The organism is Neorhizobium phenanthreniclasticum, from assembly GCF_040066075.1.
Lineage (GTDB): Bacteria > Pseudomonadota > Alphaproteobacteria > Rhizobiales > Rhizobiaceae > Neorhizobium > Neorhizobium petrolearium.
Map to the genome: position 1 here is coordinate 1 of NZ_JBEAAL010000043.1, position 17157 is coordinate 17157.

Here is a 17157-nt window from a genome sequence, read left to right on the forward strand (position 1 = left end):
CCGCCTCCACGGAACTCCCGCCGAGACCACCGTTGCCGAAGCCACTCCCGCCACTGCCGAAGCCGCCGCCCGCCGGCCCCTGTTCGCCGGCAAACGCAACACCGCCGAACATCCCATCCAGCAGCACTGCTCCCGTCACCCCACCCGACAAAACGCAAAGCGATACCGTGGCGGCCAAAGCCGCAAACCTTACCCGACTATCTCGCATGAGCCCCCTCGAATGCGAATCAGAACGTAATCAAAACACAACCCATCCTAGAATGCCCCGCCCCCAAAATCGCAACCCCCAAAATCAGGGGGTCATCGAAATATTATAAACCGCAAGAGCTTATAGCGTTCACGACCACAGTCACCCAGTGGCCTGCCACGCCACCGCAAAGCGGAGGCCACCAAGCCAGCAGTTCCGGCGACGATTAGTCCGGGACAACCCGGCGGAAGAAGGTTTAGGCTTGAGCGAACAGCTGCCGGAGGCCTGTTATGTGGATTAGACGTTCCCAAGCCCAGCTCTTGGAAGAGTTGATCAGGTCTCCTGACGAGATCGCACCACAGAGATAAAGTCGGCAACATCCATCAGCCACGCCTGCTGCGTCAGTCGATAGGTATTATGCAACCGCTTCGGCACGACGAGCTGTAGCTTCTTGGCCTGCATCTCGTCAGTCTGGTTTTCTGATATCCCGGGCTCAAGGGTAAGAAGGTGTTTTTCCCGGATCCGGAGAGCCTCCGACAGAACCTGGCGCCAGCGATCTTTCAGCGTCGACTTGGCACCGAGCATGGTCAGCCGTGCGTCCGGATAAAGCGGATCACGATACTCATTCTGCCCCGGGAACAGAAAATCGGGCTTGTTCCGGTTTTCTGTCTCCGCGCCCCGAACGTATCGAATCTGCTGGGCGGCAAAAACTGCCTCAAGATGATTTTCGAGGGCCTGTCCCGCCCGCGCCTTTCGTCGGTTCTGTACGCTCAACGAAAACGCCAGAAATCCTTCAACGTCAGCGTCGCCAGCCGCACCAAAGCCGCTGCCAATACGTGCGGCGACGATACGCCGTTCCAACCTTTTGAAAAGCTGCTCCTCGCGATCCATCCATGAGATCAGCGCGAGGTCCGGATTATCTGCAGCCGAAACCTCCGGCATCGATGTCCGCGCAAGCTCCGAAAACACGCGTGTTTTCGGGAAGTCGAGACCGAAGCGTTCGATGAGGCTATCGAGCCGATCGGCTTCAGGCTCCTCCGGCTCGATCCCCAGCTCATCAAGAATATAGCGCGCTGCAAAATCGAGTTCGGCGTTATGTGCGCCATCGATCTCCTGGAATGTGAAGGCGAATTCAGGCTGCTCCTCCAGCGCAAATAACCAGATGAGCTGGTTCTGGATTGTAGCAGAGGGCGTTACAACGACGAGGATCGAGCCATCTTGTTGCAAAGCCAGAAACAGCATGTCGCCAGGCTGCATCAGCTCGGTGACGGCGTTTGAGGAATAGTAGAGGTGATACTCCGGTGTCTGCAAGGCGGCCGACGCAGGCTACAAGATCATTATCGTACTCGCCGGCCTCCACAACAATCTCAGATCCCAGACCCAGATGCGCCTCGATGAAGGTTTTCTCGGTTATGAAACCCGACCGATCGCCGATGATATCCGTGAGATCGGCGTTGGCCTTATCGACCGGGATCCATCCATCCGTCCCAACTACGTTACCAACCGGACCAATAACGGCGACTTCAGCACCGCGCGGGCCAATACCCTCGGGATCACGCCCGAACAGCGCCCCTGGTTGTTCGTCATCAAGAAAAACAAGACGGTTCTGGAGCGCCTGCTCGGCTGGATTCGGCATCACGTCGCAGATGGACAGGATGAGAACGGACGCAGGATTGTGCAACGGCTGCCACTCCTCCTGATCGATGACGAAGCCGATCACGCTTCGGTCGATACGGGAGAGCAGGTATTCGGGGAAGACGGAGCGCCCGACGAGGAGCACCAGCCGACCGCCATCAACAGTCTTACCCGCAAGATCCTGCATACGTTCACGCGCTCGGCGTATGTCGGATACACCGCGACGCCGTTCGCAAACATTTTTATTCACGAAAGAGGACAAACCAAAGAGGAAGGCCCAGATCTTTTCCCGTCGGCCTTCATCGTAAACCTGGCGGCACCTTCGAGTTATGTCGGCCCGGCACAGATCTTCGGCTTGCAGTCGACGTCGGGGCGGACAGCAGGGCTGCCCCTGTTCCGGCCCGTTGCAGATCACACCGGCGAAGACGGCAAGGGCGGCTGGATGCCGCACACACACAAGAATGGCTACGTGCCCCTGACAGACCGCGAAAGTGGCCTGCCGTTGACACTTGAACAGGCAATTGACTCGTTCCTCATTGCCTGTGCCGTCCGTGATCTGAGGGGTCAGGGCGATGCCCATTCCTCGATGCTTGTCCATGTGACGCGATTTACTTCTGTCCAGAAACACGTCCACGAAAAGGTCGAAAACTACGTTTCCAAGCTGAAGCAGCGTCTTGTCCGTCGGATCGGCCACGAAACGGCTGTTGGTCGCCTTGAGAAACTCTGGCTCTCGGACTTCGTGCCGACAAGCGCCACAGCACAGTCAGAATTTCCGGTTTTCGCGGACGACGCCAGCCTCCCCGAATGGTCCGAGGTACTGGAGATGGTCACCCGGATCATCGCCGACGTCGACGTCAGAATGATCAACGGGACAGCGAAGGACGCGCTGGATTATGCCGATCAGCAGGGTCAAGGTCTGAAGGTAATCGCGATCGGTGGAGACAAGTTGTCCCGAGGTCTCACTCTTGAAGGCCTTTGCACAAGTTACTTTCTGCGCACCTCCAAGATGTATGACACTCTTATGCAGATGGGCAGATGGTTCGGGTATCGGCCGGGCTATATCGACCTGTGCCGACTGTATACGACCGATGAACTTGCTGACTGGTTCGGACACATTGCGGACGCGGCGGAAGAGTTGCGGGAGGAGTTCGATCTGATGGCAGCAGCAGGTTCGACACCGCGGGACTACGGGCTTAAGGTCCAGTCCCACCCGGTGCTGCTTGTAACATCGAGGCTCAAAATGCGGGCAGCGCGAAGCCTCATGCTGTCGTTCAGTGGGCAAGTTTCTGAAACCGTATCGCTTTTTTCCGAGAATGGCGTCTTGCAACGAAATCTGGACGCGACAGCCAGCCTGGTGCGCCAGCTCGGGACTGGCGAGAATGACCCCGTCCGACAGCGTGGTGACAGTACACAACGATGGAAAGGTCGCCTCTGGAATGACGTTCCCGCAGCAAAGGTCATTGATTTCCTGAACGCATACAGGACCCATCCTGATGCCTACAAGGTGAACAGTGTTTTGCTTGCCGAGTTCATCACCCGGATGAACCTCGAAAGAGAACTCACCAGCTGGACCGTCGCTGTAATCGGCAGCCATCGTGCTCATATGAGCCAGGACGGGTTTTGATGATAACCGCACGGGTTTTCTCTCCCGACCTGATCCAGTTTATCCCCTGTTGTGGCGTGTTGCCGATAACGAAGTCCGTTCCATCGTAGTAGGGGGATTCAGCGACTTTCGAGAACTGGATTACATCAAAGAGGTTTCGCTTGCTGATCATCACGCCTTGCTTGATGTCGAATATTTCCTTCGCACTACTCAAAATCATTGGAACTTCTCGGCCTTTTTGCCGTCACGCAGACGTCTATGAAGATCCTCTTTCCGGAGGCAGTGTGCGTATGTTTACTTCCCATTTTATAAAATCGAAAGCGCAGACAGCGTCGCTGCTCCTCGGTGAGAAATGCCAACTAGGGGCAAGACCAATGTGCTCTTGAACGGATATGAACCTATGTGCCGCACTGCGCGAAAAAGGCCATTGTAATCACAGCCTTAAGATTTCCTCTGCGTCGTTTGACTTCATCTTGAACCACAGGGATCCACCCGCCTTGAGCTAGGCCTCAGGCCCAAGACGGAAACGCATCCCGTCCGTCAGCGCGCCGGAATGACGTGGCGCTGCGCCCCGGCGACGGTCGCCGGCACGCGCACGTATTGCGCGATCCCAACATCATGGTCGTAGTCGCCGAGGTGGAACTGCAGTCCATTCAGGATCCGCTCGCAGGCGTCGACGATCTTTTTGCGGTCCTTGATCGGGTTGCTGTGAAACAGCTCTTTGCGTGTCTCCTTGATGACCCGCATCGTGTCGTTGAACATGGTTTTCGTGAAAGTGAAGCCGAGCCAGGGAAATTTTCGCTGTGACGTGCCATGGCGGCCCCCTATCTTCGGCGATCCGATCCAACAGCACCTTGCTATGAATCGCGTTGTCGTGCATTTTAAAACAAACGAACTAAAATGCATTTTGGAGGTCGAGATGATCTTAGAGGCTGATGATGTTGTCGGCACTGTATCCGAACTGGTTAAACGCGGCTACAGCCGCGAGTACCGGATCAAGGACCGGCAACTCTACGACCTCTCCGTGGACGAGCCTGTCCTAGTTAGCGACATATGTGTTGATGCTTCCGTGCGATTCGGAAGCAATCCTGACGCTGGTGACGGGACAAATATCTATGCGATCTCCGACCGTAGCACCCGCAACAAGGGACTTCTGATCGATCCTTTCGACTTGTTGGATCAGGAGTGCTCAAAAGAGCTTTTCGCGCGCCTCAAGACAGCGCCGCGAGAGACTCTCAAAGGTGAAGAGGATGTGCCAAGTCGCTACGGACTTCGGAAAGTCTATAAGAGCGAGTTCGAAAAAGATCCAGACCGCTTCGTTTTGCGGATCGGCTTTCCTGACTTCCCTCCCTGCCCCTTTGCGCAGTCCTTCTCCGTCCTGGGTTTCGACACCGCCGAGCAGCAATATGTCTGGCTCGTCACCGCTATCCTCCGCGATTCTCGGCTTGCCCGCATACCTTATCAAAACGCCGACACGCCGGATAATGATTGAGCGAACGAAAGAATCCCATGGTCGTGAATCAATCGAAGAATAGTAACAAGACGCCAGGTCACGGATATTGGCGGGCCAGAAAGGCAGCCGCGAGGAGGTGAAAATGGACAAACACATTATTCGGGAAGCAATGCTATCGCTGGAAACGAGCGCGCTCCAAAGCGCAAGGGAGAAATACCTGGACTATGTCGCCAGCGCGCTGCTCGACCGGAGCGAGCCCATCGAAAATGACGAACAGGCTCAAGCCAAGATGGCAAGCGATCTGTCCGAGGCCCTAGACGACACCGTTCACGACCACACAGACAAGATCGCCAAGTTGGGTATGATCGATTTCGGGCCCAAGTCGAGGGTCGAAGAGGGAGCGCTCATCAAGCTCTCCGGTCATCATTTTGTTATCGCCGTCTCCACGGGGAAATTCTCCTGCGATGGGCGCGACGTGATGGGAATTTCAACTAAGGCGCCGATCTACGCGGAGATTGAGGGCCTAAGAGCAGGCGAGAGCCTCCAGTTCAATGGGAGGAAACTCGTTGTCGAAGAGGTTGATTAGTATAGCAACTCGTCTCCCGTTCCGCTGAGTGGGCGCCAGATGGCATGAATATCGCGGCATCTCCGCTGCCGCATAGCCTTCCGAAGGTTGACGACCGGCTCGTGGTGAGCGCCATCGTCTACGGGTCTCGTCGGCTGTCCCCCGAGTGGACCAAATGACCGCCAACCTAAGCCCCGTACCGTTCCGTCTTGATTGAAGTCGTATCCAAGCCGGCGGCGAGCGCGCCGTCCACAGCAGCTTCGACGAAACTGTTCAAGCCGCAGATGAATACATAGCCCGGCTGTGCAGGAAGCCTTCCGGTGACGTCACCGACCATCGCTGCGTCGATGCGCCAGGCAAAGTCCGTCTAATTGTCAAAAACCAAAGAACCAGCACGCTGCCCCGAAGATAGGAACGTTAGATTTTCATCGCAATGGCAACCATAACGGGTTCTTCCACGCCTTCAATGCAGCCAAGAACATCTGCGTTTTCGCCGGAAGGAAACGACGGCTTGGATAAACAGCTTGAACAGCGATCTCAGGCGACGCCCAGTCGGATAACAAACGAACAAGTGAGCCGCGCCTGATGTGCTCTTCGCAATAATTGGTCGGAAGAAAACCAATGCCATGGCCTTTGTAGGTGAAGGCGCTCAGTGTCTGCAGATCGCGTCCGGAGACCGGGCCTCTGACTTGCACTTTCACCTCTTTCTTGCCCCTGACAAGATGCCACTCGGCTTCGTTATTGCGGCCGTTCAGCACAATGCAGCGATGCTGGCTCAAGTCTTCCGGTCTCATTGGGATAGTCCTCCCCCGCAGATAGTCGGGAGAAGCAACCAAATAGCGAACATTTGTGCCGATGCGCTGCGAAACGATCGTTGAATCGATCATTTCACCGAAGCGGATCGCGACGTCGACATTTTCAGCGACCAGATCGAGAAACGCGTTCGTCACCGCAAGATCAATTTGAATATCCTCGTATCTAAACAGAAATGATGACACGAATTCATAAAAAGCCTCATGCCCGAGCACGACGGGGACCGTGATCTTCAGCAAACCTTCCGGTTTCCGCTGTGTCTCAACCAGAACTCTCTCGGCCTCGTGGAGGTGACCCAAGGGGCCGCTACACTCTGTGAAGTAAGCTCGCCCCTGCGTCGTCAGGCTGAGTTTCCGGGTCGTCCGATGTATTAGTGCCGTCTGCAGCCGTTCTTCCAATCGGCTGACGCGGCGGCTAACGGTCGAAACCGGCATGCCCAAGGCAGCTGCCGCGTGGCTGAAGCTCTCCATCTGCGCGACCATAACGAAGATCGCGATATCATTCAAATCGGTCACGCTTCATTTTTGCATGAATGCAAAAGAGTTTCCATATTTTTCCATCTAATCGCCGTTGTCCGGATCTGTCATATTCATCTTGTCGAACAGCAACCGGCGTTGACAGAAGACGCAAGGTGTCAAGTTTCGCCAGGCTCAACCCAAGATTGATGTGAGAGACATCAGGCGCGGACTGCTTACGCATGTCCGAGTTCTGGCGCCGCATCACCGTGCTTCAACCAAGGCCAACGGCTCAACGGACAGGATTCAAAACGATGGAAAAGAATAAGACGGTTATTATCACGGGCGCCTCACAAGGTATTGGCGCCGCTCTTGCCAACGGTTTTCATTCACGTGGCTATAATGTCGTCGCGACATCTAGGCAGGTCAGTCAATCGAAAGAGATCGCGCAGTCGGAGCGTCTGGCTCTCGTCGATGGCGACATCGTAGATCCGACGACGTCGGTCAAGGTCGTCGACACCGCTGTCAAGCGTTTCCACTCCATCGATGCTCTTGTCAACAATGCTGGCATTTTCTTCACCAAGCCCTTCCTGGACTACACGCTCGACGACTACAGGAGACTTTCCGCGACAAACGTCGAAGGTTTCATCCATATGACTCAGCAGGTGGTGCGCCAGATGCTCCGTCAGGGCGCCGGTGGCAGCATCGTCAGCATCACCACCCCCTATGTGCATCACCCGATAGCCGGGTTGAACATCTCCTTGGCGATGGCAACGAAGGGAGGCATCGAGGCGATGTCTAAGAACCTCGCGATGGAATATGCCAATGAAAAAATCCGTGTGAATACAGTGGCTCCGGGCATCGTCGACACGCCACTGCAGAAAGACAATCCGGTCCAGTTCTTGAGGACGCTTTCGCCGATTGATGGCATATCGACGGCCGAAGAAATCGTGGATGCAGTGGTGTTTCTAACTGAAGCCCCGCGGGTCACCGGCGAAACACTCAACATAGACGGCGGCGCGCATCTCGGCCGCTGGTAGTCCGAACTGTACTAAACATGGAATCCGCGCGGTTGCTGCGCGGTTCGCTCCATTCAGATCCCAATGAAATGCCTGGCAACGATAAGGCTGCATGCGGAGCCTTATTGTCTCAGCAGGGAGTACGACGGAGATCAAAACACCTCCGGGTGGGCTACGAGCCTAGCCGGTCGTGGACACCGGGGAATTGGCGCTGACCCGGGTCCGAAACGCTTGATTGAAACTGAGGGAGGCCAAGAAGGCTCGTGCGAGGATGGCTTCACATCTCAGCCCATGGCGGTTGAACTCGACGCTCAGATGGCGAGGATCGCGTCGCGCGTGATCGTGCCGATAGCGACGTGAGAGGCATCTGTCACCATGACCCGATCGATCTTCAAAGCAATCATCTTCGAAAGCGCCTGGTGCAGGGTTGCGTCGCGACTGATCGTGGCGATCGCGTTCCCGATTTCACCCAGCATCATTACCTCGCTGACGGTAAAGAGCTCCAGCCTACGCAACGCGTGATCCGCTCCGATAAAATCCGTCACGAACGTGTCGGCGGGCTGCTGAAGTATCACGTTGGGAGTATCGTGCTGGATGACCTGGCCATCACGCATCAGGGCAATCGTATCTCCGAGCTTCAACGCCTCATCGATATCGTGCGTCACGATCACCACGGTCTTACGAACATGCGCGAGAATCTCTTTAAATTCATTCTGGATGCGGCCTCGTGCGATCGGATCGATCGCCCCAAAAGGTTCGTCCATCAAAAGGATCGGCGGATCTGCCGCCAGCGCGCGCGCCACGCCAATCCGCTGTCGTTGCCCCCCCGACAAATGTTTGGGGTAACGTCTAGCGATCTGGGCTGCGTCAAGCCCCACGAGATGGAGAAGTTCTTCCGTGCGCTGCCGGATTTTCCCCTCGTCCCAACCAAGCAAGCGCGGCACGGCCGCGATGTTCTCGTCGACCGTCAGGTGGGGGAACAATCCGACGTTCTGGATCACGTATCCGATATGTCGCCGGAGGATCACTGGATCCACGTTGGCGATCTCCTTGCCGTCAACGATGATAACGCCGCTGCTCGGCTCAATCAGCCGGTTGATCATGCGCAGAACCGTGGTCTTTCCGGACCCCGATGGCCCGATCAGTGCCATGGTCGTTCCCTCCGCAACGTGGAGCGTCAGATCGTCGACCGAAGGACGCCCCCGCTGGTCATATTTTTTTGTGACGTGCTCCAGCCTGATCACGGCAGATGCTCCCTGGCGAAATACTTCCGCTCCAAACTGCTGAGAAGCAGCTCGGCGCCGAGCGCCAGTATCGCGATTGGAATCGCACCAATGAGAAGTGTCGGCACATCAAGCGTGCCGATGCCCGTGACAATATAGTCGCCGAGCCCGCCCGCACCGATGAAGGGCGCAAGCGTAGCGCCAGAGATCACTTGAATGGTAGCCGTCTGGCCGCCAGCGAAGATCGCCGGGGCCGCCAGCGGCAACCTGACCTTCCTCATAACTTGGTGCCATCGCATACCCAGCGCGACTGCCGCATCGACCGCGTCCGGATCGGCGTCCCGCAGGCCAACATAGCCATTGAGGAGAATGGCCGGCAGGGCGAGGACCGTCAGCGCGATGATTGCGGGCACCACCCCAATTCCCATCACCGGTACCGTGAGGGCCAGCACCGCCAGGCTCGGAAATGTTCTCAGGCCCGAAGCGACGTTGATGACAACAAACGCAATCTTCGGCCGGCCCACAACGGCCGCTGCGAGGGCTAACCCGATCAGGAAAGCAATTGCCAGCGAGAGAACCGACATGGACACATGCCGGCCGAGCGCCGTCAGAAACTCGCGATCATGCTGAACGATCCAATCGGTCAATTGCTGCATCAACTTCCTATCTCCAAGGCAAGAGCATGCGCTCAGCAAACGAAAGACCGATGTCGCAGGCGAGAGCTATCAGCGCAGTCAACAGCGAGCCAACGAGGATCTTCTCCATATGCTCTTGATTGACTCCGATGAGGATGATCGTTCCGAGCCCTCCGCCGCCGATGAACGCGGCAATCGTCGCCACACCGATCGAGGTGACCAGGGCCAGACGAAAGCCTGACATGATCAAGGGCAGGGCAAGCGGAAATTCGACCCGCAACAAGCGCTGGCGCCGACTGTAGCCCATGCCATCCGCCGCATCCAGAATCTCTCTTGGAGCGCTCCTGAACCCCGTCTCGACATTGCGCAGGATGATCAGGAAGGCGTAGGCGGAAAGGCTTATGAACGCGGGCCTGAAACCGAGGCCGACGAGCGGAATAAGAATGGCGAACATCGCCAGGCTCGGGATCACATAGATCAGATTGGCAATCGCCATGACGGCTGCGTGCAGTCGCGGGCGGCTGACCGTCATTGCGCCAACCAGAACCGCCAGGATAAGGGCCGCAAGCGTCGAGCTCACGGAGAGGAGAAGGTGTTGGCCGATGGCCATTAAAATCTCGTCGACGTGCTTCGGTGCCCAGTTCAAGCCGGCCTTCCCCTTTCAGATCGGACGGAACCTACAAACCGAGCCTAACAAGAAATTCCTTGGCGACATCGGCCGGTTCTTCTTTGTCGCGATCGACCTCCGCGTTCAGCGCCCGCATATTTTCGCTCGTCAGCAGCGGGCTGACCTTGTTCAGGACCTCAGCAAGCTGCGGGTTCTTCGCGATTACATCCTGACGAACGACGGGAGCGAGATAGTAGGGTGGCCAAAGATGCTTGTCGTCATCGAGAACGACCAGTTGCTTATCGGCGATTTGCCAGTCGGTACCGAAGCCGATCGACACGTCGATATTGCCTGCCAGCAGCGCTGTATATCGGAAATTCGGGCTCGCAAAATTTTTGAATTCCCTGAATTCGATGTTGTAGGCTTTTTTCAGACCGGGCAGTCCGTCGGCGCGGTTCGAATAGCCAGCCTCTGCACCAAAAACCAGTTCCTTCGACACGGCGCTCAAATCAGACAGAGTCTTCAACTTGAACTTTTCCGCTAAATCCGGCTTCACGATCATCGCGTAACCATTGTTGACATTCGTGGGTGTCAGCCAAGTCAGCTGAAATTTCGCTTCATAGAAGGCCTTCACGTCTCCAAAGATCTTCTCCGCCGACCCCGTCAAATCGCCTTTGACAACGGAGGCCATCGCAGTGCCGGTATATTCGGGGTACAGGTCGATATCGCCATGCACCAGGGCAGCTTGAGCGATCGCGGTGGCTCCGAGGTTGAGATGGCGTTCCACAGTGAAGCCGGCCTTCTCGAGAGCCTGCGCGTAGATTTCGGCTACGACAAATTGCTCAGTAAAGTTTTTGCTGCCGATTTTAATGGTCGCAGCGTTTGCCTCACCGAACAGCGATAGTGTGAGCGCCAATGCTACGCCTGCAATTCGAAGTTCCATCTGTTTTCCTCCGGCTGTCGTTCGATTTTACATCTAGAGATCAGCCGCGACGGAGAGATGTAGAGCAGGCAAACATCTGTTTCCGTCATATGCAACAAATGACGCGCTATTTGCCACCGGCGGCGCCAATGTGGGTCTTCGCTCTCGTATACGCCTTCACGATGTCCTCGGCGATCGTCTGTATCACCGGCAGGTTCCTCGATTTCGAGCGGTACACGATAAAGGTGGCTTCCTCGTCAGGCACAACCGGCGTTGACAACCTGACCAACTGGCCGGTCGCTACCCACGGCTTTGCGAGATGTTCGGGAAGAATACCGACGAAGCGACCGCTCAAGATGAGTTCGAGGCCTGCTTCCAGATCGTTCGCAATCGCAGTAGACCGCCCACCGCGCAGCAGCCGTTGCTCCCGCCGAAGATACGCACGTGCCACGACATCGAGGTCCGCAAGGTCCGTCGCCTTCGCTTCCTCCGGCGTCTGCGCGAGCGTGTGTCGAGCGGCGGCATAAAGAGCAAAACGATGCATTCCAACCGGCCGATATGAGAGCCCTGCCAACCCACTATTGGAACAGGTCACCGCGACATTGGCACGGCGCGTTGCGACCGCCTCCTCCGCCTCCTCCGAGCTTGCGCTCCTGACATTCAGCGTCACGCAACCGGGGCGATCCGCAAACTTCCCGAGCGCCTGCGCCAATGGGTTGCCGTCTTCGAGATAAACGCCGTGCATGATGCAAATGTCGATCGAGCCTGTCAGCGTGCCCTTCGCCGTCGAAATCTGCGCGCGAAACAAATCCAGCGCATCGAGAAGTTCGATCGTCGCGCGATACACGGTCTCGCCATAGGACGTTATACTAAACCCGGAGCGGCCGCGTTCGCACAATCTCACCGTCAGGCGGGCCTCCAAATCCGAAAGGTGCTTGCTGATTGCTGACCGTCCAATGCCCAGCGTGTATTCGGCCGCCGACAACCCGCCGCATTCGACTACGCATTTGAATATCCGCAACAGCCGGATGTCGACGTCGTGCAGCGGCGGAATCGCGTGATTTTGAACGTTCATGGCATTTCACCCGTCCCAGGGGCACACCGCATCATTTGCCGTTACTATCTGACCAGGCGGCCAACGCACCGAAAACGATGCGAATAACCTGCCCAATTGCCGCCATCGCCTCGCGACCACCGTCAGTAGGCGCCGCACCGGGGCTGTGCGCGGTCGTATCCTCGACAGCCATACTCGGAACTACGATCATGCCGACGGTCATTCTCGTCATGGGCGCCTGCGCGCCTCCGGATTTACGCATGAGCTTGAACTCCTCATCAGGCTCGCTTTTTCCTGTCGCCGCACGGTCTGTCGGCCAAGGCCGGCAAAGAGGTTAGAAGGTCGAGCAGGTTTCGGTTTCTCTTGGCTTTCAGGACCGCGTTACGCCCCGCGCAGCCACCACTAGGGTCGTTACGGGGCATGCCGTGGGCATGGCTCAAGTTGCCTGACGCCATGGGCCTCATTCACCGGCAGCGAAAACGCCCTTGATCGCGGTCGCGATTTCATCGCAGTGCGTCTCGAGGGCAAAATGTCCGGTATCGAAGAACCGAATGTCTGCATTCGGGATGTCGCGCTTGAACGCCTCGGCGCCGGGCGGGAGGAAGAACGGATCGTTTCTGCCCCACACTGCCAGGAAACGCGGCTTGTTCGTGCGGAAGTATTTTTGAAATTCCGGATAGAGCGCTAAGTTGCTCTTATAATCGCCAAAGAGGTCAAGTTGCGCATCCGCGGCGCCGTCTCGCGTCAGGTAATAGTTATCCAGGCTATGGCCGTCCGGCGAAACCAGCGTCACGTCAGGAACGCCGTGGGTATACTGCCAAATCGTAGTCTCCGGCGCGAGAAACGCCTTCAGCACATCCCGGTTGGCCTGCGACGGCTCGTTCCAGTAGTCCCTGATCGGGTTCCAGCCCTCGCTTAGGCCTTCTTCATAGGCGTTTCCGTTCTGAGAGATAATGCCGGTGATGCGATCCGGATGCCACGATGCGATGCGAAAGCCAGTCGGCGCGCCATAATCGAACACGTAGATGGCAAAGCGCGTCAGACCGATCACCTCGGTGAAGCGGTCGATGACCTTGGCGAGGTTATCGAACGAGTAGGTAAAGTCTCCGTGCGGGCGCAAATCGGTCTGGCCGAAGCCCGGCAGATCCGGGGCGACGAGATGAAACGTGTCAGCCAGCGCCGGAATGAGATCACGAAACATGTGACCGGCACTTGGAAAGCCGTGAAGCAGCAGGATCGTCGGTTTCGACCGATCCCCCGCCTCGCGGTAAAAGACACCCAAGCCGTCGACGTCGACTTTATGGAAACGCACCCTCGTCATCGGTTCATCCTTCCGTTGTAACCTGTCCAATAACATTTTAAGGGTTACAACGGATAAGCTAACTGGTCAACATGTTTTTAAGCGGTTACGCATTAATTACTGCAAGACGCGTGGCGAACTTACAGAGAGCCGCCGCGAAGTCTGTTTCGAAGTAGGAAATCAATGTTGAAGTCTTGGAAATCGATGTTGCCGCATCAAGGCGTGATAAGATTTGATCGGCTCAGCCCATGATGAATCAAGCAGGGAAATAGATCGATGCCCCGTCTCCTTTCCGTGAACGTTGGCCGACCGAGAGACGTTATCGGACACGGACGAATGATCCGCACCGCGATCTGGAAAACCCCAGTCGACGGCCGAGTGATGGCAAGGCAGTTGAACATCGATGGTGATGAGCAAGCGGATCTTGCAGGCCACGGCGGCGAACAGCGGGCCGTTCTCGTCTATCAGCTTCAGTCCTACCGGTTCTGGGAGGAGTTGCTTGCGCGCGCGCCGATGGAGCCGGGTCAATTCGGCGAGAACCTGACCGTCGACGGCATGCCGGACGACGAGGTTTGTATCGGGGACCAATATCGCATCGGACAGGCGCTCTTCGAGGTCTCGCAGCCACGGGTCACCTGCCATAAACTCGGAGTGCGGCTTGGCCGCAACGACATGCCGTCGCTCCTCGTCAGCCACCGAAGGCCCGGCTTCTATATGCGGGTCATCGAAGAGGGCGAGCTTGGCGTAGGCGATCGGATCGAAAAAATCGCCTCCGGTCCTCACGCCATGACAGTCGCCTCAGTCAACAGCCTGCTTTACAGCCCCGAGCATCCGGAAGATCAATTGCAGAAGGCTGCAAAGCTCGAAGCGTTAAGCCCTGGCTGGCGGCAATCCTTCGAAGTGCTTCTTGCAGCTTCCGGTAAATCACAGGGAAATCCCGGATTAAGGCCGGAGCCACGAGCGGCGCCGGCGTGGTCTGGCTTCCGCGATTTCAAGGTCATTGGTCTTTATGACGAGACGGCTGATGTCAAAACGTTTGAACTTGCAGCGGCGGACCGCAGGCCGCTGCCGAAGCCAAAAGCGGGACAGCACGTGGTACTGCGGTTGCCAGCAGGAGACCAAAATAGTCTCATCCGTTCCTATTCGTTATCCGGCGACCCGCAGAGCTCGCACTATAGAATCAGCGTAAAGCGCGAGTCGGGCGGGCTGGCGGGCACTTATTTGCACGAGCGGATCGGTTTGGGTGACATCCTCGAGGTCAGTGCTCCGCGTGGCGCCTTCATCCTCGAACCCATGAGTTCGGGCCCCGTTACTTTCATCAGCGCCGGGATAGGGATTACGCCGGTTCTCTCGATGCTCCACGCGGTCCTCGCGGAACGACCGACCGGAGAGGGTATCTGGTGGATCCACGGCGCTCGCGACAGATTGCATCACGCCTTTGCGGAGGAAACCCATCGGCTGCTGGGGAATGCATCGAAAGCGCTCGCCCGCACGGTCTTCAGCCAACCCACATCCGACGATCGCCGCGGGACCGATTACGACGTTGCCGGCCACATCGACCTGCAACTGATTCGGGCGATGGGCATACCAAAGTACTCGCAGTTCTACCTCTGCGGGCCACAAGCATTCCTTCGAGATATTTGCGAGGGATTGCAGGAATGGGGCGTCGTGACGGACGACATCCATGTTGAGACGTTCGGTTCGGCGCTTCGATTTGGCCCCGATGTTCCTCCCCATCCTCCGGTTCTGGCAGAAGGCGCCGGTCCGGCGGTGACATTCCTGAAGAGCAATCTCACGGTCCGCTGGGATAGTCGGTACCCATCCATTCTGGACCTCGCGGAAGCGTGCTCGGTGCCGGTTACCTGGTCCTGTCGCGCGGGCGTCTGTCATCGCTGTGAGACGGCTGTTGTTGACGGAATGATCGACTATTCACCTGCGCCGATCGACCCGCCCCAACCGGGGGTGATTTTGATTTGCTGCGCCAAACCGACTGCAGATCTGCAACTCGACCTGTAACTGCCGTACAAATCACGAAACCTCTCTGGGCCTTGTTGACAGGTTACTCTCGTTCATATAACCTGCATTCGTTATTTAGCCAGGTTACTTTAGGAGGAGCAACCGCAATGACCTGCGACGTCTCGAACGCGGTGAACGGAAAAGAGCTGGCGGCCGATTCAGGAGTGATGTCGGGTGTCCTGACGATGAGAGCGGGCGCGACGCCCCAAAAGATCGATGATAGACAGCTCGACAAGGGGGCCGCCCCCTTGATTTCGGGCTCGACGGCCGGCGCAGCAGACGCCGACCCCTCCGACTTCAAGGCTGCAATGCGTCTTCTGGCTGGCGGTACCGTTGTGGTGACGGTCGGCGCTGGAGATGAACGAACTGGATTTACCGCCACGTCAGTGGTTTCTTTGTCAGCTGAGCCACCGAGGCTGATGTTTGGGATCAGCAAGACTTCTTCGTCATGGGAGGTGCTGTGTGGGTCCGGCACGTTCGCCGTGAACTTGCTGCGAGATGAAGACAAACCGGTGGCCGACCGCTTTGCAGGGCGTGGCGGCGTAAAGGGAAAAGATCGCTATGCGGGCCAGGAATGGCGGGTACGAAAGACCGGCGTTCCGACTTTGACGGGTGCCATTGCAGGATTTGATTGCGAGGTCGAGGAATTTTTGTTCCGCTACGACCATGTCATTGTCATCGGAAGGGTCAGGGAAGCCTGGACTGGCTCCGCGGCGCAGCCTCTCGTTTACTGGCAGGGAGACTACAGATCACTAGAATGACGATATCGCCGCGGCGTCGTTTTTTAGCGGCACTTTTGCCGTGACCACCGCGGGAGAGCGTTCCATCCGCCCTCCCGTTTGGTATCCGACATTGAACAGGATGAACTTGAAGATCATACTGTTGAAAAGGGCGATGGCAGAGCGGCCGCCGCCCCTCTTCTAACGACAATCAATTGGCCCGCGCGCGATGTGCGGCCTGCTTGGCACGGTTACCGCACACGGCCATGCTGCACCACCGCCGGCGCCTTCCGCGGGTGCGGTCTATGAACAGCAGCGTGCAATCGTGCCCTTCGCAGGCTTTGATATCGGTAAATTCTTCCGTACAGACGAGTTGGCCCATTGCCTCGGCGATTGGTGCCAGCAGTGTTTCCGGTGACTTCCATCGACGCTGCCTGTCCCATTGAAGACGAGGCTTGGAGCGTTCGTCTTCCGCGATAGTGATCTGGATGAACTGCTCATCCCTTGCCAATAGCCGGTTCAAGGGCTCCAGCTCAGTGATCGCCTTCGCGCTCAACGGTTTGCCCTTATGCTCAAGCACAAAGCTGCGAAACCATTCGCGCAGCGAGCGGGCGTGTGATGCCACGGAATCGAGTTCACCGGGCATCGCGTTGTTCGCAATAGCTTCGAGCGTCCGTTCCGGCACCAGATCTGCCTCCCGCAACCATTGGATCAGACCAGCGCCGTCGCCCAGCCATTCAACGGGCCTGTCGACCGGCGTCGCAACGGAGTTCAGAAAATCAAGGCCGACAGCATCCGCGACGAAGATTGCCGGTGGGTTGGGTAGGACCATATTCGCCTCTTATTTTTCGATTCATCGCGTAACCGCTCCGCCCATCCATCAAAAGCGCATCACACACTTGAGATAACTCACTAACCTCCGAAAATCTAGTAGCATGGTTACTTACGTAA

17 protein-coding genes and 1 pseudogene are annotated in these 17157 nt (G+C 57.1%); 6 read left to right on the forward strand and 12 right to left on the reverse strand.

Going from position 1 to position 17157, the window contains the following annotated elements:
* Together ABK249_RS31255 and ABK249_RS31260 are read right to left on the reverse strand one after the other, a co-directional pair.
* Nucleotides 1-208, reverse strand: a pseudogene (locus ABK249_RS31255) (hypothetical protein); the annotation flags it as partial.
* Between the two features lie 312 nt (nucleotides 209-520).
* The gene (locus tag ABK249_RS31260) at nucleotides 521-1498 is read right to left on the reverse strand and encodes a type II restriction endonuclease (RefSeq protein WP_348864797.1); all 978 of its coding nucleotides are present in this window, start codon (nucleotides 1496-1498) and stop codon (nucleotides 521-523) included.
* Nucleotides 1499-1571: 73 nt separating this feature from the next.
* On the opposite strand from ABK249_RS31260, the gene ABK249_RS31265 reads away from it, so the two are divergent.
* Complete coding sequence (locus tag ABK249_RS31265; protein ID WP_348864798.1) at nucleotides 1572-3446, forward strand: Z1 domain-containing protein; 1875 nt, start codon at nucleotides 1572-1574, stop codon at nucleotides 3444-3446.
* A 519-nt stretch (nucleotides 3447-3965) separates the two neighbouring features.
* Here the strand turns inward: ABK249_RS31265 and ABK249_RS31270 are convergent.
* The gene (locus ABK249_RS31270) at nucleotides 3966-4187 is read right to left on the reverse strand and encodes a hypothetical protein (RefSeq protein ID WP_227705507.1); all 222 of its coding nucleotides are present in this window, start codon (nucleotides 4185-4187) and stop codon (nucleotides 3966-3968) included.
* On the opposite strand from ABK249_RS31270, the gene ABK249_RS31275 reads away from it, so the two are divergent.
* Both ABK249_RS31275 and ABK249_RS31280 read left to right on the forward strand, forming a co-directional pair.
* Nucleotides 4162-4917 carry a hypothetical protein gene (locus tag ABK249_RS31275; RefSeq protein WP_227705506.1) on the forward strand — a complete coding sequence of 252 codons (756 nt, stop codon included), beginning with the start codon at nucleotides 4162-4164 and terminating at the stop codon, nucleotides 4915-4917. The two genes, ABK249_RS31270 and ABK249_RS31275, sit on opposite strands and share 26 nt — an antisense overlap.
* Nucleotides 4918-5020: 103 nt before the next feature.
* A complete protein-coding gene (locus ABK249_RS31280) occupies nucleotides 5021-5464 on the forward strand; it encodes a hypothetical protein (RefSeq protein ID WP_227705505.1) in 444 nt (147 codons plus the stop codon).
* A gap of 404 nt (nucleotides 5465-5868) precedes the next feature.
* Here ABK249_RS31280 and ABK249_RS31285 read toward each other — a convergent pair whose 3' ends face one another.
* Nucleotides 5869-6771, reverse strand: a complete 903-nt coding sequence (locus ABK249_RS31285) for a LysR family transcriptional regulator (RefSeq protein WP_227705504.1) — start codon at nucleotides 6769-6771, stop codon at nucleotides 5869-5871.
* A gap of 254 nt (nucleotides 6772-7025) precedes the next feature.
* Here ABK249_RS31285 and ABK249_RS31290 point away from each other — a divergent pair, with 254 nt between their 5' ends.
* Nucleotides 7026-7751: an SDR family NAD(P)-dependent oxidoreductase gene (locus tag ABK249_RS31290; protein WP_227705503.1), complete on the forward strand. Its 726-nt coding sequence runs from the start codon at nucleotides 7026-7028 to the stop codon at nucleotides 7749-7751.
* Between the two features lie 290 nt (nucleotides 7752-8041).
* On the opposite strand, the gene ABK249_RS31295 is transcribed toward ABK249_RS31290, so the two are convergent.
* The 7 genes from ABK249_RS31295 to ABK249_RS31325 all read right to left on the reverse strand — a co-directional run bounded on the left by ABK249_RS31295 (nucleotide 8042) and on the right by ABK249_RS31325 (nucleotide 13492).
* Nucleotides 8042-8974: an ABC transporter ATP-binding protein gene (locus ABK249_RS31295; RefSeq protein ID WP_227705502.1), complete on the reverse strand. Its 933-nt coding sequence runs from the start codon at nucleotides 8972-8974 to the stop codon at nucleotides 8042-8044.
* Nucleotides 8971-9609 carry an ABC transporter permease gene (locus ABK249_RS31300; RefSeq protein ID WP_227705501.1) on the reverse strand — a complete coding sequence of 213 codons (639 nt, stop codon included), beginning with the start codon at nucleotides 9607-9609 and terminating at the stop codon, nucleotides 8971-8973. The genes ABK249_RS31295 and ABK249_RS31300 overlap by 4 nt, the downstream gene beginning before the upstream one ends.
* Nucleotides 9610-9616: 7 nt before the next feature.
* Nucleotides 9617-10198, reverse strand: coding sequence for an ABC transporter permease (locus tag ABK249_RS31305; protein ID WP_227705500.1), 582 nt, complete (start codon nucleotides 10196-10198; stop codon nucleotides 9617-9619).
* A gap of 67 nt (nucleotides 10199-10265) precedes the next feature.
* The gene (locus ABK249_RS31310) at nucleotides 10266-11138 is read right to left on the reverse strand and encodes a glycine betaine ABC transporter substrate-binding protein (RefSeq protein ID WP_227705499.1); all 873 of its coding nucleotides are present in this window, start codon (nucleotides 11136-11138) and stop codon (nucleotides 10266-10268) included.
* Between the two features lie 106 nt (nucleotides 11139-11244).
* Nucleotides 11245-12192: a LysR family transcriptional regulator gene (locus ABK249_RS31315; RefSeq protein WP_227705498.1), complete on the reverse strand. Its 948-nt coding sequence runs from the start codon at nucleotides 12190-12192 to the stop codon at nucleotides 11245-11247.
* A 31-nt stretch (nucleotides 12193-12223) separates the two neighbouring features.
* On the reverse strand, nucleotides 12224-12433 hold the full coding sequence (locus ABK249_RS31320) for a hypothetical protein (protein ID WP_227705497.1): 210 nt from the start codon (nucleotides 12431-12433) through the stop codon (nucleotides 12224-12226).
* A gap of 198 nt (nucleotides 12434-12631) precedes the next feature.
* Nucleotides 12632-13492: an alpha/beta fold hydrolase gene (locus ABK249_RS31325; RefSeq protein WP_227705496.1), complete on the reverse strand. Its 861-nt coding sequence runs from the start codon at nucleotides 13490-13492 to the stop codon at nucleotides 12632-12634.
* Nucleotides 13493-13747: 255 nt separating this feature from the next.
* Here ABK249_RS31325 and ABK249_RS31330 point away from each other — a divergent pair, with 255 nt between their 5' ends.
* The gene (locus ABK249_RS31330) at nucleotides 13748-15487 is read left to right on the forward strand and encodes an MOSC and FAD-binding oxidoreductase domain-containing protein (RefSeq protein ID WP_227705495.1); all 1740 of its coding nucleotides are present in this window, start codon (nucleotides 13748-13750) and stop codon (nucleotides 15485-15487) included.
* Between the two features lie 107 nt (nucleotides 15488-15594).
* Nucleotides 15595-16248: a flavin reductase family protein gene (locus ABK249_RS31335; RefSeq protein ID WP_227705494.1), complete on the forward strand. Its 654-nt coding sequence runs from the start codon at nucleotides 15595-15597 to the stop codon at nucleotides 16246-16248.
* A gap of 169 nt (nucleotides 16249-16417) precedes the next feature.
* Here ABK249_RS31335 and ABK249_RS31340 read toward each other — a convergent pair whose 3' ends face one another.
* Complete coding sequence (locus tag ABK249_RS31340) at nucleotides 16418-17038, reverse strand: CGNR zinc finger domain-containing protein (RefSeq protein ID WP_227705493.1); 621 nt, start codon at nucleotides 17036-17038, stop codon at nucleotides 16418-16420.
* Between the last annotated feature and the right edge of the window lie 119 nt (nucleotides 17039-17157).